Source organism: Variovorax sp. R-27 (assembly GCF_049913215.1).
Lineage (GTDB): Bacteria > Pseudomonadota > Gammaproteobacteria > Burkholderiales > Burkholderiaceae_C > Variovorax.
Genome location: NZ_CP183984.1, coordinates 3,338,642 through 3,357,947, shown reverse-complemented (window position 1 = coordinate 3,357,947; position 19,306 = coordinate 3,338,642). Strand labels below are relative to the sequence as shown.

Genomic DNA, 19,306 nt, shown 5'->3' with positions numbered 1-19,306 from the left:
AACCGATCACAAGAACTTTAGGCAGCCTGCTTGCCAATGACTAGACTGCTGGATCGACATGTACCTAGAAGGCAGGCTAATCAATGGCACGCTTCGACGACCTGGCCAGTTTTGCGGCCGTGGTGCGCGCAGGCAGTTTCACGCGCGCGGCGGCCCAGCTTGGGGTGACGCAGTCCGCGCTCAGCCAGACCGTCCGCGCGCTGGAGCGCCGCCTCGACCTGAAGCTGCTCAACCGGACCACGCGCAGCGTCGCGCCCACGGAAGCGGGCGAACGCCTGTACCAAGCCGTCGGCCCGCGTTTCGAGGACATCGAAGCAGAACTCGCCGTTCTGGGCGAGATGCGCGGCAAGCCCGCCGGCATGGTCCGCATCACGGCGACCGAACACTCGATGCGAACCTTGATCTGGCCCAGGCTTCAACCATGGCTGCCCCTGTACCCCGACATCAAGGTGGAGATCAGCGGCGACAACCGCTTCACCGACATCGTTGCCGAGCGCTTCGACATCGGCGTGCGACTGGGCGGCGACGTGGCCAAGGACATGATCGCCGTACGCATCGCGCCCGACATGCGCATGGCCGTGGTGGGCAGCCCCGACTACTTCTCGCGCCACCCCCGGCCGTCTACCCCGCAGGATCTGACCCTGCACGACTGCATCGGATTGCGCCTGGCATCCCACGGCGGCCTTCTGAAATGGGAATTCACGCGGCGCCGGAAAGGCGTCAACGCGCACGTCACGGGCCGGCTCGTCTTCAACTCGAGCGAGCTGATCGTCGCCGCGGCGCTGTCCGGGCACGGGCTGGCATGGCTGCCCTCCGACCTCGTCGAGAAACACATCGAGGCAGGCCGGCTGGTGCCGGTACTCGATGATTGGGCGGCAACCTTTGACGGGTATCACGCCTACTATGCCGGCCGACGCGCTTCGCCAGCCTTGATGCTCGTCGTGGAGGCGTTGCGGCCTCCGGAAGCTCAGCGCCTCTTGCTACGCCCCTTGTAGCTGCGCATGGCCTCGTAGCGATACACGCGGAATCCGTCCTTCTGCAGGAAGCTGACCGGCTCCCAGCCGCGTGCGAGCGCGCAGTCAGTGATCTGCGCCATCTGCACGCCCAGGTAGTCCTGCAGGCTGTCGGCCACCGCGAGCTCGAACTTCTTGAGCTCGCGGTCCAGCGATTCCAGTGCCGCGATGGCGGCCTCGACGCTGGTGAAGGGGCGCACGTGCGTCACGGCCTTGCTGCGCGCCGGTGCGGGCGCCTCGGGAGGGTCCGCGCTGAAGTTCACGCTGGCCCCACCTTCCATGCCGTTGAGGCCGCCGATGGCGGTCATGCTGCTCATTGCGTTCATGTCATGAACCCCATATCGCGCGGATAGCTGATGCCACTCGGCGCAGTCACGTTGTTGAAATTCTTCAGGTTGGGCAGGATGCCGTTGAGGTCCGCGTCAGGCACGCCGAACCACTTGGCCAGCGTGGCCGCGTATTGGTCGACCGAGGTGGTCGGCAGCAGCCGGCCCTGGCCGACATGCCACTGGTCGTCGTCGGCAGCAGTGTTGCCGATGCTCACCGGCGGTGGCGTGCCGTAGAACGCCTTGCCCTTCACGGCATTGACACCGCCGACCACGAAGTGATGGCTGCCCCAGCCGTGGTCGGAACCATTGCCGTTGCTCGAAAGCGTGCGGCCGAAGTCGGAGGCGGTGAAGGCCGTCACCTTGTCGTCGATGTCCAGAGCTTTCATCTGCCGCTGGAAGGCAAACATGGCCTCGGACAGCCGCAGCATCAGGCCGCCCTGCTTCGTGTCGAGGTCGTCGTGCAGGTCGTAGCCGCCCATGGAAACGAAGAACACCTGGCGCTTCACGCCCAGCGAGACGCGCCCTCGAATGAGGCGGGCCACCATCTTGAGCTGGTCGGCCAGGTTGTTGCCGGTAGGAAAGTTGCCGTTCAGGTCGTCGGGCTGAATGGCGGCGGTGATCTTGCCTTCCGCCTCGACCGCGCGCAGCGTGACCTTGTTGTATTCGTTCTCCAGCGTGTGGCTGCGCGCCTGCTGCGCCAGCTGCTGCATGGCCGCCTTGACCGCCGACGAGCCGTAGACGTTGCCCGTGGCGCTGCTCACGCTGTTGATGCGCACCGCGCCGCGCGTGCCGACCTGGTACTGCAGCGCCTCGTCGCCCGACAGGAACACCGCGTTGCCCGCCACCGAGACGCAGGTGAAGAGCGACGCATTGCGCTGCCCGGCCAGCATCAGGTCGCCGAGGTTGCCGCCCCAGCCGATGGTGGAGCCTTCGGGCGAGGACGATTGCCAGATCGACTGCTGGTCGTTGTGCGAGAACAGCTTGGGCGGAATCGGGAAGTCCTTGCGGTTGGAGCTGTTGAACTGCGCGCGCGTGAGTGGCTTGACCAGCGGGCCGACGTTGAGCTGCACCGCCATCCTGCCTTCGTCGAACAGCGTCGCGAGCTTGGTCATCGCCGGGTTCAGCGCGTACTTGCGTCCGTTGGCCAGCGAGACGGCGGGCTTGAGCTCGGTGGCTGCGAGAGCCGCATCGGACGGCAGCGCGATGGCGCCGCGGATGGCGCTGTACTTCGCGTAGCTGTCGGCGTCGTAGTTGACGAGGGTGTTGGCGTAGTCGTTGCCGCCGAACAGGAAGACGCAGACCAGCGCCTTATAGTCGTCACCGGGCGCGGCCTGCGCAGCGGCTTCACCCATGGCGGCGAGGTTGAGCGCGAACGGCAGCGCGGTGCCGGCCATCGCGAGCTGGCCCGTGCGGCGCAGGAAGGCGCGGCGCGAATGCTGGGCAGGATTTATCAGGTGCATGGTCGGTTCGCTCCGGCTTCTTCTTTATTACTTCTGGACGAGGTATTCGGGCGAGCCCATCACCAGCAGCACGCCGGCGCAGATGAGGTCGAGCTTGCGGGCGTCGGTGGTGGGGTTCAGCAGCGGCGCCTTGGTCAGCGCGTCGGTGATCAACGCCACCGTGGCGGCTGACAGCTGGTTGCCCGTGAGCAGCAGGTTGAGCCGCCGCACCAGCGCGGCGGGATCGGTCACCAGCGTCTTCTCGGCCGCGTAGTTCGCCACCACGTCCTTGCTGTTGAAGCCGTTCTGCAGAATGCCCTGCATGAAATTGAGGTAGCCGCCCACGCTAGTCTCGTTGACCAGTTGGAACTCGGGCGCCACCAGCTTGTTGCTGGCGATGGCGGTAGAGGGCGGCACGTAGCCGGGCCGGAAGAAGTTGAACACCGAGGGCGAGCGCAGCGGACACTGGCCCAGGCTCTGGCTCGTGTCGGAGGTGTTGCCGATCGCCCAGGTGTCTTGCGCCGAGCCGATGCCGAAGGTGCGGCCCCATTGCACGAGCCGCAGCATAGGTTCGCGCAGGTGGCCGAAGTTCGGGTCGGAAAGACCGGTGGGGCCGCGTGCCTCGTCGTCGAGCAACACAGCCGCGAACACGCTCTTCATGTCGCCGCGCACGCCCGCGCCGTTGTTGGCGAAGATGTCGGCCACGCGCTTGACGTAGGCCGCGCTGGGGTTGCTGGTAACCAGCCGCTGGATGAGCTGGCGACCGATGAAGGGGCCGACGTTCGGGTGGTTGAAGAGCGTGTCGAGCGCGATCTTCAACGCCGCCGGGCCGGGTGTGCCGGCGGGCACGGTGGCGCCGAGGAAGCGCGCTTCGAGCATCGAGTGGTTGCCCGCCGTGTAGGCCATGGGGCGCGTGGTCCAGGCGTTGGTCTCGATGCGGCTGCTTGCAGCGGGCGGAAGAAAGGCGTTGCGCTCCGCGGAGCGGATGTCGAGGTCGTAGCCGGTGAAGACGCGCGCGAGGTTCGACACGTCGCTCTGCACGTAGGTTTCGAGCGGCTGGCCGTCGGCGCCGGTCTTCACCGTGCCGTCGGCTTCGAGCTGGTACAGGCCGATGGTCATGAGCTGCATGACTTCGCGCGCGTAGTTCTCGTCGGGCTGCCGGCCCGAGGCGTCTTCCTTGCGGTTGCCGCGGGTGTTGAGATAGAAGCCCATCGCGGGATTCAGCGAGACGTCTTCAAGCAGCTGGCGGAAGTTGCCGGTGACGCCGTTGGCCAGCGTGTCCCAGTACTGGGCCATCATGGCTGTGGGCCAGCTCGACCCGATCTCGGTGCCCGAGACCACGAAGATTTCGCTGAGGGCCAGTGCCATGCGCTTGCGCACCGGGTCGGCTGCGACCATGAGCTGGCGCCAGATCATCGCGTCGGTGTCGACGGTGCCGTAGGTCTTGCCGTTGACCCATTCCCAGGCCGTGGGCTCGCGCGCCGCGCTGAACTGCTCGCTGAGCCATGGCATGTAGCCCTTGGCGCGCACTGCGGCGATCTCTGCATCCGAGGCCGAGAACTGGGCGTGCAACAAGAAGCGCGCGGCCTCCGCGTCGTTCTGCGCCTGGGTGTAGTGATAGGGGCCGGTGTCGGGCTGCTCGCCCGGATTGGGGCTGCCGCCGATGGGGAAGCCGAAGCCACCGGAAGAGCCGCCTCCTCCTCCGCCACCACCGCATGCGGCCAGTGCCGCCGCGATGGAGAACGCAGCCGCGGCCTTCAGGGGCCGCGTTGTTTCATCGATTGCCGCCGTCGTTCTTGTTGCTGCATGCGCAGGCGGCGCAGTAACGCGCACCACCTCGTCGACCGGGCTTGCGCAGCCGGCCTCGAACTGTTCCACCATGTTCCTCGCTCCTGCGGCGCATCAACGCCGGTCGAGCAATCAAGGCAAGCGGCATGCCCTGCGGAAAACAGCTGGACGGGTGTCTAAAACTGGCGAAGTCACCACATAAATGTGTGCCAATGTGACTTTTTAGTCACCCCTTGAAACAAAATTGGCATGCCAGCGCACATGCCAATGTTTCAGCAAACATTCAGGTGACAGTGCCAGTCGTCAGTCGCGCTCGTCGTCCCAGCCGCTCGGCGGACGATAGGGATAGCCGGGGCCGTAGTAGATGCGGCCGGGCGGCGGGCTGTAGATGGGCGCCGGGCGGTAGTACACCGGTGGCGGCGGCCGGTAGTAGACCGGCGGAGGTGGCTCGTAATAGATGGGGGCCGGATACGGATAGACCGGCGGGGGTGCGTAGTACGGCGCCGGGTAGCCGCCGGCGACATAGCCGGGCGTGCCGATCTGTACTGACCAGCTTCCGCGCGCGTTGGCGGCACCCGCGGCCAGCAATGCACCGGCAACGACGGCACCGATTGCGGCCCACTTGAAAACAGAAGATTGATGTTTGAAGTTCACTGAGGCTCCAAGGCCAAGGGCGGACAGCGCCCAGGTTGATACGCAACGCCCGACGTGTACCCGTGGTGCACCCGTCACCGCGAAGGCTGGTTGCCAAACGTCACTGCCGCGCGGTACGTTGCAACCAACGCTCAACCCGCGATTTCGCGGCGCGACAACATCACGTCGCCGCTGTTCGTGTTGAAGGCGATGGTCGGCGCGCTGAAGTCGCTGAGCGGCGCGCCCAGGCCGATTTCACCGCGGCCGTGCAGCACGCACTCTTCGCGCCGCAGGGCAATCTCGGTGCTCGGCCCGCCGTTGCCGTGGAAGCGCACCCAGGTGCCATAGGTGCTGACGTCGATCAGCACGCAACTGCCCTGCCGCAACTCGATGCGCGCATGCAGCCGCGAGACGCGGGGGTCGTTGACCACGAACTGCGCGTCGTCGACGCGACCCAGATGAATCGGGAGCTCTTCGGTGCGGAACATCGACCGCACGTCGAGCCAGGCCAGCTCGATCTGGCCGAAAGAAGAATCCGGCATCCGCAGCGGGGCGAGCGCGGCGGGCACGGTGAGGAAGCTCGTCACCTCTTCCTGCCAGTCGATCCGGTGCACGACCGACATCTCGCTTCGACCCCGGATGTTGATGAGGCCCAGGTCGCGGTGCTGCACCGCGCCTTCGCGCAATTGGGAAATGACGGCGTCGGTCACCCAGATCTGGCCGGGGCCGGCCAGGTCGCTCAGGCGCGAGGCCAGGTTGACGGCGTCGCCGTAGCAATCGCCCTCGACCTCGACCACCTCGCCGCTGGCCACGCCGATCTGCAGCGCCATGCGTAGCGGCGCCGGCCATGCGAGCAGGCGCTTCTGGTGATAGCGCTGCAGCTCGACGACCGCGTGCGTGGCGGCGGCGCCGCTGGTGAAGATGGCGAACACACCGTCTCCGAGCGACTTCACCACCCGTCCGCCGTGCGCCTGGCACACGCCGCCGATCCATTGCGTCAGCCGCGTCACGGTCTCGGTGGCTCGAGCATTCCCCATGGCCTCGAAGACCCTGGTGCTCCCCGTCAAGTCCGCGAATACGACTGTGGAATTGACACCCATACTGTTGTGATTCTCGATTTCTATCGCAGGTTGTAAATGCTCAGGGCATACGTTCATTTACGCACGGGAGAAACGGTCTTCGCACCTATCGTGTTGACCATATAGGTATAAGCCGCGGGCAACGGAGCAGATGCAAGAGGGGCATTCTTCAATTTGTAGTACTTTGGATTACAAAATACAACGTCTGTTAAATACGCTAAGTAAAGCGTGTTGTTTACAGACAAGAAACACCGTTTCAGATCTTGTGAAATGGTTAACTGAGGCTTAAGGTAGCGGCCGTTCTGGCTTCCGGCAATACGCTTTTCGTCCCCATGCTCTTCCGCCGCATTCTTCGTCTGCTGAACGTACCCGGCTTCGGATCCCGCCAGGCGACGGAAAGTCAGCTGGGGCGCATTCGCACGGCGATGCTGTCGGTGCTCCAGGGCCATGGCGGCCACTCGGTGCAGCGCGTGAGCCAGCGCGTGCGCTTTGCGGCCGACGTCGAAGCCCTCTGGTACCTGCGGCAGGACGTGATGATGGCGTTGAGCGCCATCGACGGTGAAACCGCCGCACGCCGCCAGATGAAAACCATCAACAGCATGTTCAAGGGCGGATTGCCCGGCTCGATGGGGCCTCGCGCGCATCAGCGCTTTACCAACAACAACGGTTGAAGTTGCGACGGCCCTTCGGGGCCGTTTTCTTTTTCCCGCTTTCTTCCCCCATGGCCGGGTCAGTGGCCGTGATGATGATGGTCATGGCCGTGATGATCGTCATGCGCTGGCGTGTGACGATGACCCCAGACGAGAAAGACATCGCGCCCCTCCGCCGCCATCGACACCTTCGCACCCACGGGCAGTAGCACCTTCGTGGGCACATGGCCGAACGGCAGTCCCGCCAGCACAGGCACCTTGAGCGATGCGCGCAGCCGGTCGATCACCGTGTTCAGGCCAAAGCCCCGGTCGTAGCCCGGCGCCTTGCGAATGCCCGTGAATTGCCCGAACACGATGGCGCGCTGGCGCGCCAGCACACCGGCCATCTTCAACTGGTCGAGCATGCGTTCGATACGGTACGGGTGCTCGTTGATGTCCTCGATGAAGAGCACGCCCTTGTCCACCACGGGAAAGTACGGCGTGCCGATCAGGCTGGCCAGCACGCAAAGGTTGCCGCCCCACAGCACCGCGTCTTGCACGGGCTTGAACTTCAGGTCTGCATCGCGCGCCGGCATGCGCCAGCCGGTGCCTTCGCCCTGCCCCGTAACGAGGTCGTCGAAGCAGGCTTCCATGATGTCGTCAGCGCCGGCCTCGGCACCGAAGTCTTCGCCGACCGCAGGGCCCGACCAGGTCACGGCGCCGGTCTTGACCAGCAGTGCGTTCTGCAGTGCGGTGAAGTCGCTGCAGCCGACGAACTCGGTGCCCTTGTCGATCGCCTTGGCCACGGCCTTGTACGGAATGGCGTCGAGGATGCGCGTGAGGCCATAGCCACCGCGTGAAATGAGCGCCACGTCGGCGCCACTCGCGGCCGCGCGTGAAATCGCGGCGAGCCGCGTGGCGTCGTCACCCGCAAAGCGTTGATGCACCGAGAGTGCCGCATCGTCGACTTCGACTTCATGGCCCAGTGCCTTGAGCCGCTTCACGCCGCGCCGGAAGGCGGCCTTGTCGCGCACCGCGCTGGAGGGGGAATAGATGTAGATGTGTTTGGTCACGTGTTCGAGTATCCCATTGCGTTTCGCGCCTGCAGCACGAACGTTCGGGCTTGCACCAGCGTTGGTCCCGACGATGTGGCGATGGGGCCGAGCGCGCGCAGCGCGGCTTCGTAGCCACGGTCGGGGAAAGGTGCGCGCCATGCGTCTTCGATGTGCTCATCGCCCTCGGGTACGGCGAGCGCCGCCGCGAAGCGTTCAGGTGCCGCGGCCATCAGCAGCGCGGCCAGGTCGGCGGCGGCCGCGCTGTGCGCGAGCACCATGGTCGCCGGTGCGGGCTGCACGCGGGCCAGCCATTCGAGCAGCACGTCGCGGTGCCATTCGAGGCGATGCGGTGCTTCGCGCTTGGGCTTGTCGCTCTTGCCGAAGCCGATCAGGTCGGGCACGAGCGTGCGCAGCCCGGGCAGGCCCGCGAGATGCCGGAAGAAGTAGCCCCATTCGCCGGGGCCGTGCAAGCACAGGCAGCAGGCGGCGTCGCCACCTTCATCGACATAGTGCATGCGCCAGCCCTGCTGGCTCGGCAGGTCCTGCACGTACTGCGGTGCGAAGCTGTAGCCGGCCAATGCGTCGAAGCGTTCCGCTGGCGTGCGCAGCGCATCGTCGCGCAAGGGCTCGGCCTGTGCGCGCGCGGCGCTTCGGCGTTGCTGGAAGAAGGCCTGCAGCACTGCAGCGCATTCCTGCGCCAGCACGCCGCCCTGCACCTGCGTGTGATGGTTCAGCCGCGGCTCGGCGAAGAGATCGAGCACCGAGCCGGCCGCGCCGGTCTTCGGATCGGCCGCGCCATACACGACGCGCGCCAGGCGCGAATGCAGCATGGCACCCGAACACATCGCGCAAGGCTCGAGCGTGACGAACAGCTCGCAGCCGTCGAGCCTGTAGTTGCCAAGCGCAGCGGCGCCAGCGCGCAGCGCGTTGATCTCGGCATGCGCGCTCGGGTCGTGCTGCGCGACCGGCGTGTTGCGCCCCGTCGCGATCAGCTGGCCATCCTTGACCAGCACCGCGCCGACGGGCACCTCGCCCGCCTCGGCGGCAAGCCGCGCCTCGGCGAGCGCGAGCGCCATCCAGTGCTCGTCTTTCGCCGCCAGCGTTGGAAGGGCCTCAGTTGTCATCCGGCATCTGCCGCGCCTTCGCCGCCGCGTCGAGCGCTTCCTTGACTTGCTGCTGCACCTGCTGCGCCTGATCGCGCGCATTCGCAGGCGCTTCGCCGGCGGCCGGTGCGACAACGCCGGGCACGGCCGGCCGCGTGGAAGAAGCCATGCTCGTCATCTGCTTCTTCGCGACCAGCCCGACGATCACCAGCGCCAGCACAAGGCCGATCAGCCCGAACGCGCGCATCTCAGCGTCCTTCCGCCACGGTTGCCGCGGCGTTCATGCCGAGGCGATCCATCCACACGGCAAGCGCCTGCTCGTCCGGCGTGCCTGCGCTGTAGACCGCGTGCATCGCCGCATGCGACTCGCGGCGATGCTGGTTGAGCTTGATCTTGCATTGCAGCGCCGTCACGCGCAGCTCGAAGCCGACGATGCCGGCCAGCATCTTGAGCTGGAATTCCTCGCCCAGGTCGCGCCATTGCTGCGCGTAAGCGGGCTCGTGTTCGCCGATGAGCTTCTTGAGCAGTGCGTCCTTCTCGGACGGCTCCTCGATCAGCCGAGCCTCGACGGTGCAGTGCACGGCCAGGTAGTTCCACGTCGGAACGCGGGCCAGGTCGGGATAGACCGAGGGCGAAAGGTACGAATGCGGACCGAGAAAGGTCACCGCCGCCTTGGGCCGCGCCTGCAAGTAACGCCAGTGTGGATTGGGCTTGGCGCAATGGCCCCACAGCACAAGCTCATCGCCCTCTCGCTGCTCGGCCACCAGTGGCAGGTGCGTGACGTACGGCAGTCCGTCGTCGTCGTTCGAGATCAGGCTCGCGAACGGGTGCAAGCGCATCAGTTCCAGCGCGATGGCCGGGTCCTTGGCATTGAACTGCGGGGGCATGTACATGGGACGGTTTCCTCGTGGAGAAACGCCATTGTCCCCGAGCCGCCTATCTTGCGCGCGGAGCTTCCAGCAGTTTCACCATGGCGATGTAGCCACGCGCCTTCGCCAGCTGCAGCGGCGTGTTGCCCTGGCGGTCGGCCAGCTTGAGATTGGCGCCGGCATCGACCAGCGCGGCAAGCGTGCGCTGATGGCGCGGGCCGCCATCGCCGAGCACGATGGATTCGATCACTGCCGTCCAGTGCAGGTTGTTGACGTGGTCGAGCGGCGCGCCGGCGGCGATCAGCCTGCGCACCACTTCGTCGTGCCCGAGGTGCGCGGCGGCGATCAGCGCCGTGCCGTCGTAGCGGCTCGTCGTCTGCCCGGCCTTGGCGCCGAGCGACAGCAGCAGCGAGAGCGTCGCGGCATCGTCGGCCACGGAGGCGATGGTGACCGCGTCGTAGCGGTCGTCTTCGAGCAGGTCGAGGTTGGCGCCGGCCTTGGCCAGCAGCTTGATCGCCTCGCGCTGCCGCGCATGCGTGGCGACATGCAGCGGCGTGCGACCGCGCGTGTCGCGCGCATCGAGATTGGCGCCCGAGGCGATCAGCGCCTTCAGCTTTGGCAGGTCGCCATGCCACGCAGCCTGGTGCAGCCCTTCGTAGGCCAGCACCTCGGCCGCCAGCGGCGGCACCTGGGCGAGCGCGCCTACCGTCACGCCCAACCCGAGCGCAGCCGCCAGCACCCCCGACCAGATACCGCGTGCCGTCATCAGAGCAGGCCCTTGACCTTCTCGAGCGCCGCGTTGGCGCACTGCTCGTCGAGGTGGCCGCCGGGCGCGCCGCCCACGCCAACCGCGCCGATCACTTCATTGCCCGACTTGATCGGCACACCGCCACCCAGCACCAGGAAGCCCGGCAGGTACACCAGGTTGGCGGCGGCCGGGTTCTTCTGCGCGCCTTCCATCATGGCCTGCGTCGGGCTCTTGGCCGAAGCCGAAGTCCAGGCCTTGCGCTCGCTCGATGCCAGCGTGTGCGGGCCGGCGTTGTCGGCGCGCTGCACAGCACGCACGGTCCCGGCGCGGTCGACCACTGTGGCCGCCACGTTGTAGCCGTTGGCAGCGCAGGCCGCCACGGCCTCGGCCGCGATCTGGTTGGCCAGCACGAGCGACATGTTCTTTTCGGTGCGCACCGCAGGTGCGGGCGTCTGGGCCTGGGCGACGGAAGCGGCGAGCAGAACGGCGAGGCCGCCGAGGCGAAGGACGGATTGCATTGTTAGTTTTCTCCAGTGAAACGGGTGGTTGCGCCGGCTGTTGCCGACAGCTGCGCCACTGTAGAAAACATGCGCCGCCGTAGCCATTCGTACGGCTACGCCCGGCGCTCCGTAGAACTACGGAGCGCTGTCCACCAGCACGGCATAGCGCCGGATCAGCTGCGCGAGCGAATCGCAGTCGAGCTTGGCGAACAGGTTGGCGCGGTGCGTCTCGACCGTGCGCGGCGACAGCGTCAGCGTGCGCGCAATCTCCTTGTTGGTGAGCCCCTGCACGATGAAGGCCAGCACCTCGCGCTCGCGCTCCGACAACTGTGCCACCCGCTCGCGCGCCGCGTTGTCGGCCTGCGAGCGTTGGCGCGAGCGCACGTGCTGCCGCACCGCCTGCTGCAGCGCCTCGAGCAGCTGCTCGTCGTCCACAGGTTTTTCGAGGAACTCGGCTGCCCCTGCCTTGAAGGCGCGGCGGCACATCTCGACCGTGCCGTGGCCCGTCAGCATGATCACGGGCTGGTCGACACCCTGCGCCACCAGCCGGTCGAGCACCGTAAGACCGCTGATACCGGGCATGCGCACGTCGAGCACGATGGCGCCCACGCTCGCGCGATCAAAACCGTCGATGAAGACCTGCGGATCGGCCCAGGCCTGCACGCGCAGGCCGACCGTGCCGATCAGCAGCGACAGGCTGTCACGCACCGCCTGGTCGTCGTCGATCAGGTGGACCAGCGGGGATTGCGGCTGATGGGTGCTCGGTATGTTCATTGAGACGGCGCAACAAGCGGAAGCAGCAAGGTGAAGCGCGCGCCGCGCGGCGAGGCGTTGGCCGCGCTCAGGCTGCCGCCCATGCCGCTGGCCAGCGTTTCGCTGAGGCTCAGGCCGAGGCCCAGCCCGCCTTCGCGTGTGCTGAAGAAAGGTTCGAAGAGGCGCGGAAGGGCTTCGGGGGCGATGCCGCGTCCGTTGTCGGTCACGGTCAGCACGCCCTCCTGCCCATTGCGGCCGACGGATACGACGAGGCGCCGCTCGGCCGCCGGCACGAGATCGAGCGCCTGCAGCGCGTTCATCAGCAGGTTGTGCACGATCTGTTCGAGCGCCACCGCCTCGGCCTGTACGCGCACCGGCGCCTGCGCAGTGGCATCGAACTGCGCGTTGATCGCGTGTTTGGTGAACTCCGGCACCAGCAGGTGCATGGCGCTGCGCACTACCTCCTGCAGCACCAGCGGCTTCGCTTCTTCGCCACCCGCCTCGGGCCGCTCGATGACGCGGCGAAGGCGCCCCACCACACCGGCCGCGCGGCGAGCCTGCTCCACGGCCTGCCCCATCGCGTCGCGTGCCGTGGCCAGGTCGGGAGGGTCGTCGTCGAGCAGGCGGCGCGCAGCCTGCGCGTTGGCCAGCACAGCCGTGAGCGGCTGGTTGAGTTCGTGCGCCAGGCCGGCGGACAACTCGCCCAGCGCATTGAGCCGTGCGACCTGCCCGAGCCGCAGCAGTTCTTCGGCCCGCCGCCGCGCAACGCGCTGGCGCTGCGCGGCCCACAGGCCCGCCAGCAACACCGCAATCGCCACGGCCCAACCGGCGATGCCACGCCACGGCAGTTCTCCCCAGCCCACCTGCCGCTCGGCAACGAGGTCGAACGGCTGGCTCGGCGACGCCAGTGGCTTTGTCAGGTCGAAGCGCCAGCCGTTCGCGGCCGGCACGCCGGGTTGCAGCACCAGTTGCTGACCGTCGCGCTGCAGGCTCAGCCGCACGGGGCTGCGCTGCGGGTTCATAGGCCAGTCGCGCCACGGCACGGAGCCGGCCAGGTCGATGTCGAGTGCATAGCTGAACGGTGTGGCGCCGATCACCAGAACGTAGCGGCCGTGGGCCAGGTCGAGAACCGCCAACTCTGCGCGCTGCTGGCTGCGCGAGCGCGCCTCCGCTGCGGCCAGTGCAGCGGCCTGCGCGCCGTCTGACCAGGGCTCGTCGCGGTCGCGCCGCTGCACGCGCAGGATCGACGAGTACACCGAGGGCAGGCGCTGCTCCGGATGGTCCGCGCCGGTGCTTGGCTCCAGCAGCGCAAGCGTGGCCAGCACCGCGTCGTACTGCACCATCTGCTGGCTCAGGAGCCGGTGCGCGATGCGCACGTCGGTCTCGAAGTCCTGATGCATCTGCGCCAGCTCTGCGCGCGCGATCCACACCGCGCCCACGGCGGTGAGCGCCAGCCATGCCAGCCACCAACCACCCTGCGTACGCAACCACTGTTTCATGGCGCGGATTGTGCCCGGCGCGGCAGGCGCCTTCGATGTTGGCCCAGAATGCGGGCCCAGACATGGCTGAAGTACAGGACTCCCTTTTCCCCGAACTGCCGCGCCCTCAAGAGGCGGCTGCGGCCCCCGCCCCCGAGCCACCCGCGAAAAAGAAATCGCGCACCGGCACGGTCGAGCCCGCGCCCACCGACCCGGAGCTGGTCGAGCTCGCCGCAGCACTGCCGCCCAAGCTGCGGCTAGGCACCTCGTCGTGGAGCTATCCGGGTTGGGCCAACCTGGTGTGGGACGGCGAATACGCCGAGACCGTGCTGTCGAAAAACGGCCTCTCCGCACTGGCGAAGCACCCGCTGTTCCGCACAGTGAGCCTGGACCGCAACTTCTACCGCGCCCTCACAGCCAGCCAGTACGCACGCTACGCGGCCATGGTGCCCGACGACTTCCGCTTCGTCGTGAAAGCGCCGAGCCTTGTCACCGATGCCACCGTGCGCGATGAAAGCGGACGCGGCATGCAGGCCAACCCAATGTTCCTCAGCAGCGAGATCGCGCGGCAGGAATTCGTGCTGCCCGCGCTCGAAGGCCTGGGCCATCGCATCGGCGTGCTGGTGTTCCAGCTGAGCCCGATTCCCGGGCACATCCTCACCGACCAGCCCGCGCTGCTCGCGCGCATCGCGGCAATGCTCGAATCGCTGCCCGACCTCACATCGGTCGCGCCCGACGCAGTGATCGCCGTCGAGGTGCGCGACCCGCAACTGCTGAACCCCGCCTTCGCCGAAATGTTGCGCAGCGTGCGCGCCACCTTCTGCATGGGCCTGCACGCCAAGATGCCGCCCATCGAAGAGCAATTGCCGATGCTGCGCGCGCTGTGGCCCGGGCCGCTGGTGTGCCGCTGGAACCTGCACCGGCGCCACGGCCGCTTCGGCTATGAAGACGCGGAAAAGCTCTACGGCCCTTTCGACAAGATCGTCGACCCCGATCCCGAGACGCGCGAGGCACTGGCCAAAGTGATTGCGGGCACCACCCGTGCAGGCCAGAACGCCTTCGTCACCGTGAGCAACAACGCCGAAGGCTGCGCACCGCTGACCATCGCCCAACTGGCGCGCGACCTCACCGGCCTGACATCGCGTTAGCCGATGTTCTGCTTGGCAGCGACCGTCATCTCGACCTCGACGGTCGCATTCTTCGGCAGCGCATAGACACCGACCGCCGTGCGCACATGCACGCCGGCATCGCCAAACACGCGGTGCAGCAGGTCGGATGCGGCATCTGCCACCTCGCTCTGCTGGGTGAAGTCGGCTGTGCACTGCACGAATACGCCGACGCGCAAGGCCTTCTCGACGGCATCGAGAGAACCGAGCGCACGCCGCAGCAGCGCGAGGCTGCGCAGTGTGCTGATCTGCGCGCCTTCGCGGGCCTTGTCGAGCGACACCGCGTCGCCGACGCGACCGGTAACCACCACCGTGGTGCCCACGCGCGGCACCTGGCCGCTGAGGTAGATCGTGCGGCCGTCGCGCACCAGCGGCACGTAGTGGCCGCCGGCGATGATTTCGCCGTCGAAGCTGTGGCCGAGTTCGGCGGCAATCTGGTCGGCGATCTGGTCCCGGGTCTTTTCTGCTGTCATGGCTGTTCCGTGAAGGGGAGCGTCATTGTCGCCAGCCCTTTCGCGGCAGAACAGATACAGACGGTGCAGACAAGAGGCAGAACAGATCAGCCCTCGAACGCGAGAAACACCCGCCCGCCTTCGATCTTCACCGGATAGCTGCGCAGGTCTTCCGTGAGCGGTGCGCACATCGCCTTGCCCGTGCGCACGTCGAAGCGCCCCTGGTGCAGTGGGCATTCGATCTCGTGGCCTTCGAGAAAGCCGTCGCACAGCCGCGCGTGGCCGTGCGTGCAGATGTTATCGGTGGCGTGAATGCCGTCCTCGGTGCCGTAGAGGGCGATGTCCCTCCCCTGCACCTCGATACCCACCACGTCGTCGGAGGGAACGTCGTCGACTGCCGCGGCGTCGACCCAGGTCATCGTGCTCATGGTTGCTTTCAGACGGGGTAGATGATGGAGTTCGGGATCATTTCGCTGTCGAACACACACAGGCGCGTGGCGAACTTCAGGCCCTCGGGCGTGGGCACCACGGTGTCGAGGTAGCGCCCCACGTTGAACACGGTCGAGGCCTGGTCAAGCTTGGTGCGGAACACCGCATAGTTGGCCTCGCTATGAATCGTGCCGTTGTCATCGACCTTGTGCACCAGCGGCAGTCCGACGACGTGGCGCTGGTAGTACGGGTCGTGGAACAGCGTCTCCTTGATGCCGTAGACCCGGTCTTCCAGCATGCCGCGGCTCTCGAAGGAGAGCGTGGCCAGCGGCAGGTTGCGCTCGTGGTTCTCGCGCGGCTGCAGGCGGTAGCTGCATTGCTCGATGAAGAACGCAGGCCACAGGTCCCAGTTGCCAGAATCGACGGCATGCGCGTAGGCCGCGTAGAGCCGCGACAGATCGAGATAAGTGTTGGCGTCGAGGTTCGTCATGCTTCCATCACCTCGCGCCAGTAGCGATACATGCCGCGGATCAGCGTCTCGGTCACCATGTGATCGGTGTTCTCGACCTCGCGTCCGCCGAGCTCGGCCAGCGTGCGGTGGAAGGGCTTCTGCTCGAAGCCTTCCTGCGAGAACTCGATGACCTCGCCGTCGTCGGCCGAGACGAAGCCGGCCGGCCCGAACAGATTGGCCTGGCGCAGGCGTCGCTGCGTCATCTCCTCGGTGTCGTCCTCGAAGCCGAAGTGCGTCCAGACGAAATCGAAGGCATCATGCCCCACCGGCTGGATGTGCCGCGTCGACACGCTGTTGACCTGCTGTTGCAGGATCAGGCTCGGAAACAGCGTCATCATCACCGCGGTCGGCCCGCCCCACCAGGGCTCGGGCACGATGTCGAGAAAGCGCGGATCTTTCAGCTGCATGCTCTCCTTGAAGCTCGACACCTGCGTGACCTGCGCAGCCTTGCCGGCGTTGCCGCGCGTGGAAATCATGGCGGCGTGGCGGCCGCGAGCGTCCATCTTCAGCTCCGACTTGTTGTCTGCGCGCCAAAGCCCGAAAGTGACGAACCAGGTGTGCAGCAGGCCCGGGTGATACGGGTCCTTGATGTTCTCCTGCATGAGCTTCCAGTTGCCCGGAATGCGCTGGCGGTTGTAGCCGAGGATGGTGAGCTTGCGGCCGTCGAACAGGCGGTCGAAGTAATGAAGGATGTCGGGGCCGAGGAAGTCTTCGAACGACTCGATTTCATGGTCGAACGACGCGAACACCACGCCGCCGCGCGAGGCCACCTTGAGCTTGGTGAGGCCGTGCTCCTCGGTCTTGAAGTCGGCCGGCATGCCGCCGTTGACCTTGCCGTCCTGCTTCACGCCGCGGCGAAACGGCACGCCCTGAAGGTCGCCCTTGAGCGTGTAGTTCCACTGGTGGTAGGGGCAGACGAACTCCTTGCGGTTGCCCTGGCGCTCGCGGCAGAACTGCATGCCGCGGTGGGCGCAGACGTTCTCGAAGACGTGGATGGCACCCTCTTCGTCGCGCGACATCACGACCGAGCGCTCGCCGATGGTGGTGCGCTTGAAGTCGCCCGGGTTCGGGATCTCGGCTTCCAGCCCGACGTAGCACCAGTGCTTTTCATAGAAGAAGCGCTGCAGCTCTTTCTTGTGCAACGCCTCGTCGGTATAGGCCATGAAGGGAATGCGGCTGCTCTTTTCGCTTTCCCATTTCAGCTCGATGGGGAACACGGCTTGCGTGGTCATCGCGGGTCTCCTTTTCTTTTCTCGTGGATCTTCGCTTCAGGTGCCTTGCAGGTAGAAGGCATCGGCATGGGTTTGCTCGGGGGCAAGGCCGCGACCGCGCACCAGTTGCGTCACGGCCTCGACCATCGGCGGCGAGCCGCAGAGGTAGGCGCGCCAGCCATCGAGGCTGCCGGGCCAGTCGGCGCGAATGGCGTCGGTGATAAGGCCGATGCGCTGGCCGTCGAGCGCTGGGCCGGTGACGACGACCACATGCACGTTCAGGCCAGGGTGCTGCGCCTGCAGCTCGCGCAGTTCCTGCAGGCCGTAGACGTCGGCATCGGAGCGCACGCCCAGGTAGAGGTGAATGGCCTGCGTTAGCCCGGCCGCGATGGCGCCTCGCACGATCGACAGGATGGGCGCCAGCCCCGTGCCACCCGCCGCGCAGAGCATCGGACCCCGGTGTTTGGTGCGCAGGTAGGCCGTGCCCAGCGGCCCGCTCACGCGCACCGAATCGCCAACGCGCAGTTGTTCGAAGATGTGCGCCGTGACTCGCCCGCCGGGCACCCTGCGCACGTGGAATTCAAGCTCCGAGTCGTGGCTCAGCCCCGCCATCGAATACGGCCGCGCCAGGTCGGGCGCGAATTGCAGCTGCGCATACTGGCCTGGAGAAAACTCCAACGGCTTGTTCGGCTTCAGGCGCAGGCGGCGGATGTCATGCGTGAGCACGTCGATGCCCGTGACCGTGGCCTTGAGGATGCGCGCCGGGTGCACCACTACTTCGTCGGGCTCCGGGATCTCGATGGCGCAGCTTTCGGTCAGCGTGCTCTGGCAGGCCAGCACGTAGCGCTCGCCTTGCCCGTCGGGCCGGATCGCGTCCTGGCCAGCGTCGAGCACCTGGCCCGACACCACCTTGCAGCGGCAGGTGCCGCAGCGCCCCGACATGCAGCTGTACGACACCGGCACATGGTGCTCGCGCAGCACTTCGAGCAGGTTCGCGCCGGGGCGAACTTCGAGGGTGCGGGCAAGGGGGTGAATATGCAGGTCCATCGTGGGGTTCTCTTGCGCCGGCGTCATGGCCGGCTTGTCTCTGGGGCCGGATGATGCGCGGCCGCTGCCGATTGACCAATAGAATTTGGTGAATCCTCTGCATCACCACGATGAATAAAGGTGCGCCATGCAACTCAAGGACATCGACCTCAACCTGCTGCTCGTGTTCGACCGCATGCTGGCCGAGAAACGCGTATCGGCCGTGGCCGAGTCACTCGGACTCTCGCAGCCGGCCATCAGCAATGCGCTGGCGCGGCTGCGCAAGCTGCTGGGCGACGAACTGTTCCTGCGCACCGCGCGCGGCATGGAGCCCACGCCCTTCGCGCTGCAGCTGGCCGAACCGGTGGCCTACGCGATGGGCGCGCTGCACACGGCGCTCAACCAGCAGGTGGTGTTCGACCCCGCCACGAGCACGCGCGGCTTTACGCTCGCGATGACCGACATCGGCGAGATCTACTTCACGCCGCGGCTGATGGAGGCGCTGTCGGTGGCGGCGCCCGGCGTGACCATCAGTACGGTGCGCAACAACACCGCGGCCAGCCTGCGCGACGAGCTGGAAGCCGGCCACGTCGACATCGCCATCGGCCTGCTGCCGCAGCTGAAAGCCGGCGTGTTCCAGCGCCGGTTGTTCCTGCAGCGCTATGTGTGCATCTTTTCAAAGGAGCATCCGCTCGCACGCAAGCGCAGCGTGTCGCTCAAGGATTTCAGCGCGGCCGACCACGTGCAGGTGCAGGCGGCCGGCACGGGCCATGGCAAGGCCGACGACGTGATGGCGGCTCAGGGCATTCACCGGCGTATCAAGCTCAAGGTGCCGCACTTCGTGGCCATCGGCCACATCCTGCGCTCCAGCGACATGATCGCGACCGTGCCCGAGCGGCTCGCGCAGAGCATCGCCGAGCCTTTCGGGCTGGTGTGGCGCCCTCACCCGGTGGCACTGCCGCAGATTGCGATCAATCTGTTCTGGCACGCGAAGGCGCACCGCGACCCGGGCAACCAATGGCTGCGCGGGCTGCTGTTCGACAACTTCGCGGACGGCGATTGATCGCGACTGGCAGGGAGACGCTGCACGCTCGC

The 19,306-nt window shown here is 66.7% G+C and carries 22 protein-coding genes; 4 read left to right on the top strand and 18 right to left on the bottom strand.

Annotation, left to right across the window (positions count from 1 at the left end):
• Positions 1-83: 83 nt before the first annotated feature.
• Positions 84-995, top strand: coding sequence for a LysR family transcriptional regulator (locus tag ACN9MV_RS15685; RefSeq protein ID WP_426393031.1), 912 nt, complete (start codon positions 84-86; stop codon positions 993-995).
• On the opposite strand, the gene ACN9MV_RS15680 is transcribed toward ACN9MV_RS15685, so the two are convergent.
• The 5 genes from ACN9MV_RS15680 to ACN9MV_RS15660 form a co-directional block, all read right to left on the bottom strand.
• Positions 968-1,330: a hypothetical protein gene (locus ACN9MV_RS15680; RefSeq protein ID WP_426393029.1), complete on the bottom strand. Its 363-nt coding sequence runs from the start codon at positions 1,328-1,330 to the stop codon at positions 968-970. The two genes, ACN9MV_RS15685 and ACN9MV_RS15680, sit on opposite strands and share 28 nt — an antisense overlap.
• A gap of 5 nt (positions 1,331-1,335) precedes the next feature.
• Entirely contained in the window at positions 1,336-2,802 is a 1,467-nt protein-coding gene (locus ACN9MV_RS15675) for a DUF1501 domain-containing protein (RefSeq protein ID WP_093054837.1), read from the bottom strand.
• 27 nt (positions 2,803-2,829) lie between these two features.
• Complete coding sequence (locus tag ACN9MV_RS15670; RefSeq protein ID WP_426393027.1) at positions 2,830-4,662, bottom strand: DUF1800 domain-containing protein; 1,833 nt, start codon at positions 4,660-4,662, stop codon at positions 2,830-2,832.
• 210 nt (positions 4,663-4,872) lie between these two features.
• Positions 4,873-5,223 carry a hypothetical protein gene (locus ACN9MV_RS15665; protein WP_426393025.1) on the bottom strand — a complete coding sequence of 117 codons (351 nt, stop codon included), beginning with the start codon at positions 5,221-5,223 and terminating at the stop codon, positions 4,873-4,875.
• 131 nt (positions 5,224-5,354) lie between these two features.
• A complete protein-coding gene (locus ACN9MV_RS15660) occupies positions 5,355-6,302 on the bottom strand; it encodes an adenylate/guanylate cyclase domain-containing protein (protein WP_093054831.1) in 948 nt (315 codons plus the stop codon).
• A gap of 311 nt (positions 6,303-6,613) precedes the next feature.
• Here ACN9MV_RS15660 and ACN9MV_RS15655 point away from each other — a divergent pair, with 311 nt between their 5' ends.
• Positions 6,614-6,952, top strand: coding sequence for a hypothetical protein (locus tag ACN9MV_RS15655; RefSeq protein WP_093054829.1), 339 nt, complete (start codon positions 6,614-6,616; stop codon positions 6,950-6,952).
• Between the two features lie 59 nt (positions 6,953-7,011).
• On the opposite strand, the gene ACN9MV_RS15650 is transcribed toward ACN9MV_RS15655, so the two are convergent.
• The 8 genes from ACN9MV_RS15650 to ACN9MV_RS15615 form a co-directional block, all read right to left on the bottom strand.
• On the bottom strand, positions 7,012-7,983 hold the full coding sequence (locus tag ACN9MV_RS15650; protein WP_093074533.1) for an LD-carboxypeptidase: 972 nt from the start codon (positions 7,981-7,983) through the stop codon (positions 7,012-7,014).
• Complete coding sequence (gene tadA / locus ACN9MV_RS15645) at positions 7,980-9,089, bottom strand: tRNA adenosine(34) deaminase TadA (RefSeq protein ID WP_426393022.1); 1,110 nt, start codon at positions 9,087-9,089, stop codon at positions 7,980-7,982. The genes ACN9MV_RS15650 and tadA overlap by 4 nt, the downstream gene beginning before the upstream one ends.
• Positions 9,079-9,315 (bottom strand): hypothetical protein, encoded by a 237-nt coding sequence (locus tag ACN9MV_RS15640; protein WP_093074537.1) that lies wholly within the window; start codon positions 9,313-9,315, stop codon positions 9,079-9,081. Before ACN9MV_RS15640 ends, tadA begins: the two co-directional genes overlap by 11 nt.
• 1 nt (position 9,316) lies before the next feature.
• Positions 9,317-9,961 (bottom strand): FMN-binding negative transcriptional regulator, encoded by a 645-nt coding sequence (locus ACN9MV_RS15635; protein ID WP_426393020.1) that lies wholly within the window; start codon positions 9,959-9,961, stop codon positions 9,317-9,319.
• A 43-nt stretch (positions 9,962-10,004) separates the two neighbouring features.
• Positions 10,005-10,703, bottom strand: a complete 699-nt coding sequence (locus ACN9MV_RS15630) for an ankyrin repeat domain-containing protein (protein ID WP_426393019.1) — start codon at positions 10,701-10,703, stop codon at positions 10,005-10,007.
• A complete protein-coding gene (locus ACN9MV_RS15625) occupies positions 10,703-11,203 on the bottom strand; it encodes a GlcG/HbpS family heme-binding protein (protein WP_426393018.1) in 501 nt (166 codons plus the stop codon). Before ACN9MV_RS15625 ends, ACN9MV_RS15630 begins: the two co-directional genes overlap by 1 nt.
• 117 nt (positions 11,204-11,320) lie before the next feature.
• On the bottom strand, positions 11,321-11,959 hold the full coding sequence (locus ACN9MV_RS15620) for a response regulator transcription factor (protein ID WP_426393016.1): 639 nt from the start codon (positions 11,957-11,959) through the stop codon (positions 11,321-11,323).
• Positions 11,956-13,437 carry a sensor histidine kinase gene (locus ACN9MV_RS15615; protein WP_426393014.1) on the bottom strand — a complete coding sequence of 494 codons (1,482 nt, stop codon included), beginning with the start codon at positions 13,435-13,437 and terminating at the stop codon, positions 11,956-11,958. Before ACN9MV_RS15615 ends, ACN9MV_RS15620 begins: the two co-directional genes overlap by 4 nt.
• A 62-nt stretch (positions 13,438-13,499) precedes the next feature.
• On the opposite strand from ACN9MV_RS15615, the gene ACN9MV_RS15610 reads away from it, so the two are divergent.
• Positions 13,500-14,564 carry a DUF72 domain-containing protein gene (locus tag ACN9MV_RS15610; RefSeq protein WP_426393013.1) on the top strand — a complete coding sequence of 355 codons (1,065 nt, stop codon included), beginning with the start codon at positions 13,500-13,502 and terminating at the stop codon, positions 14,562-14,564.
• Here ACN9MV_RS15610 and ACN9MV_RS15605 read toward each other — a convergent pair.
• From ACN9MV_RS15605 to ACN9MV_RS15585, 5 genes are all read right to left on the bottom strand, one after another.
• Positions 14,561-15,055: a RidA family protein gene (locus ACN9MV_RS15605; RefSeq protein ID WP_426393011.1), complete on the bottom strand. Its 495-nt coding sequence runs from the start codon at positions 15,053-15,055 to the stop codon at positions 14,561-14,563. The genes ACN9MV_RS15610 and ACN9MV_RS15605 overlap by 4 nt on opposite strands.
• Before the next feature lie 86 nt (positions 15,056-15,141).
• Positions 15,142-15,462: a non-heme iron oxygenase ferredoxin subunit gene (locus ACN9MV_RS15600; RefSeq protein WP_093074550.1), complete on the bottom strand. Its 321-nt coding sequence runs from the start codon at positions 15,460-15,462 to the stop codon at positions 15,142-15,144.
• A gap of 8 nt (positions 15,463-15,470) precedes the next feature.
• Complete coding sequence (locus ACN9MV_RS15595) at positions 15,471-15,953, bottom strand: aromatic-ring-hydroxylating dioxygenase subunit beta (RefSeq protein WP_426393010.1); 483 nt, start codon at positions 15,951-15,953, stop codon at positions 15,471-15,473.
• Positions 15,950-17,206, bottom strand: coding sequence for an aromatic ring-hydroxylating dioxygenase subunit alpha (locus tag ACN9MV_RS15590; RefSeq protein WP_093173844.1), 1,257 nt, complete (start codon positions 17,204-17,206; stop codon positions 15,950-15,952). The genes ACN9MV_RS15595 and ACN9MV_RS15590 overlap by 4 nt, the downstream gene beginning before the upstream one ends.
• Before the next feature lie 36 nt (positions 17,207-17,242).
• Complete coding sequence (locus ACN9MV_RS15585; RefSeq protein WP_426393171.1) at positions 17,243-18,232, bottom strand: 2Fe-2S iron-sulfur cluster-binding protein; 990 nt, start codon at positions 18,230-18,232, stop codon at positions 17,243-17,245.
• 127 nt (positions 18,233-18,359) lie between these two features.
• On the opposite strand from ACN9MV_RS15585, the gene ACN9MV_RS15580 reads away from it, so the two are divergent.
• A complete protein-coding gene (locus tag ACN9MV_RS15580) occupies positions 18,360-19,274 on the top strand; it encodes a LysR family transcriptional regulator (RefSeq protein ID WP_093054799.1) in 915 nt (304 codons plus the stop codon).
• The last annotated feature ends 32 nt before the right edge of the window (positions 19,275-19,306 follow it).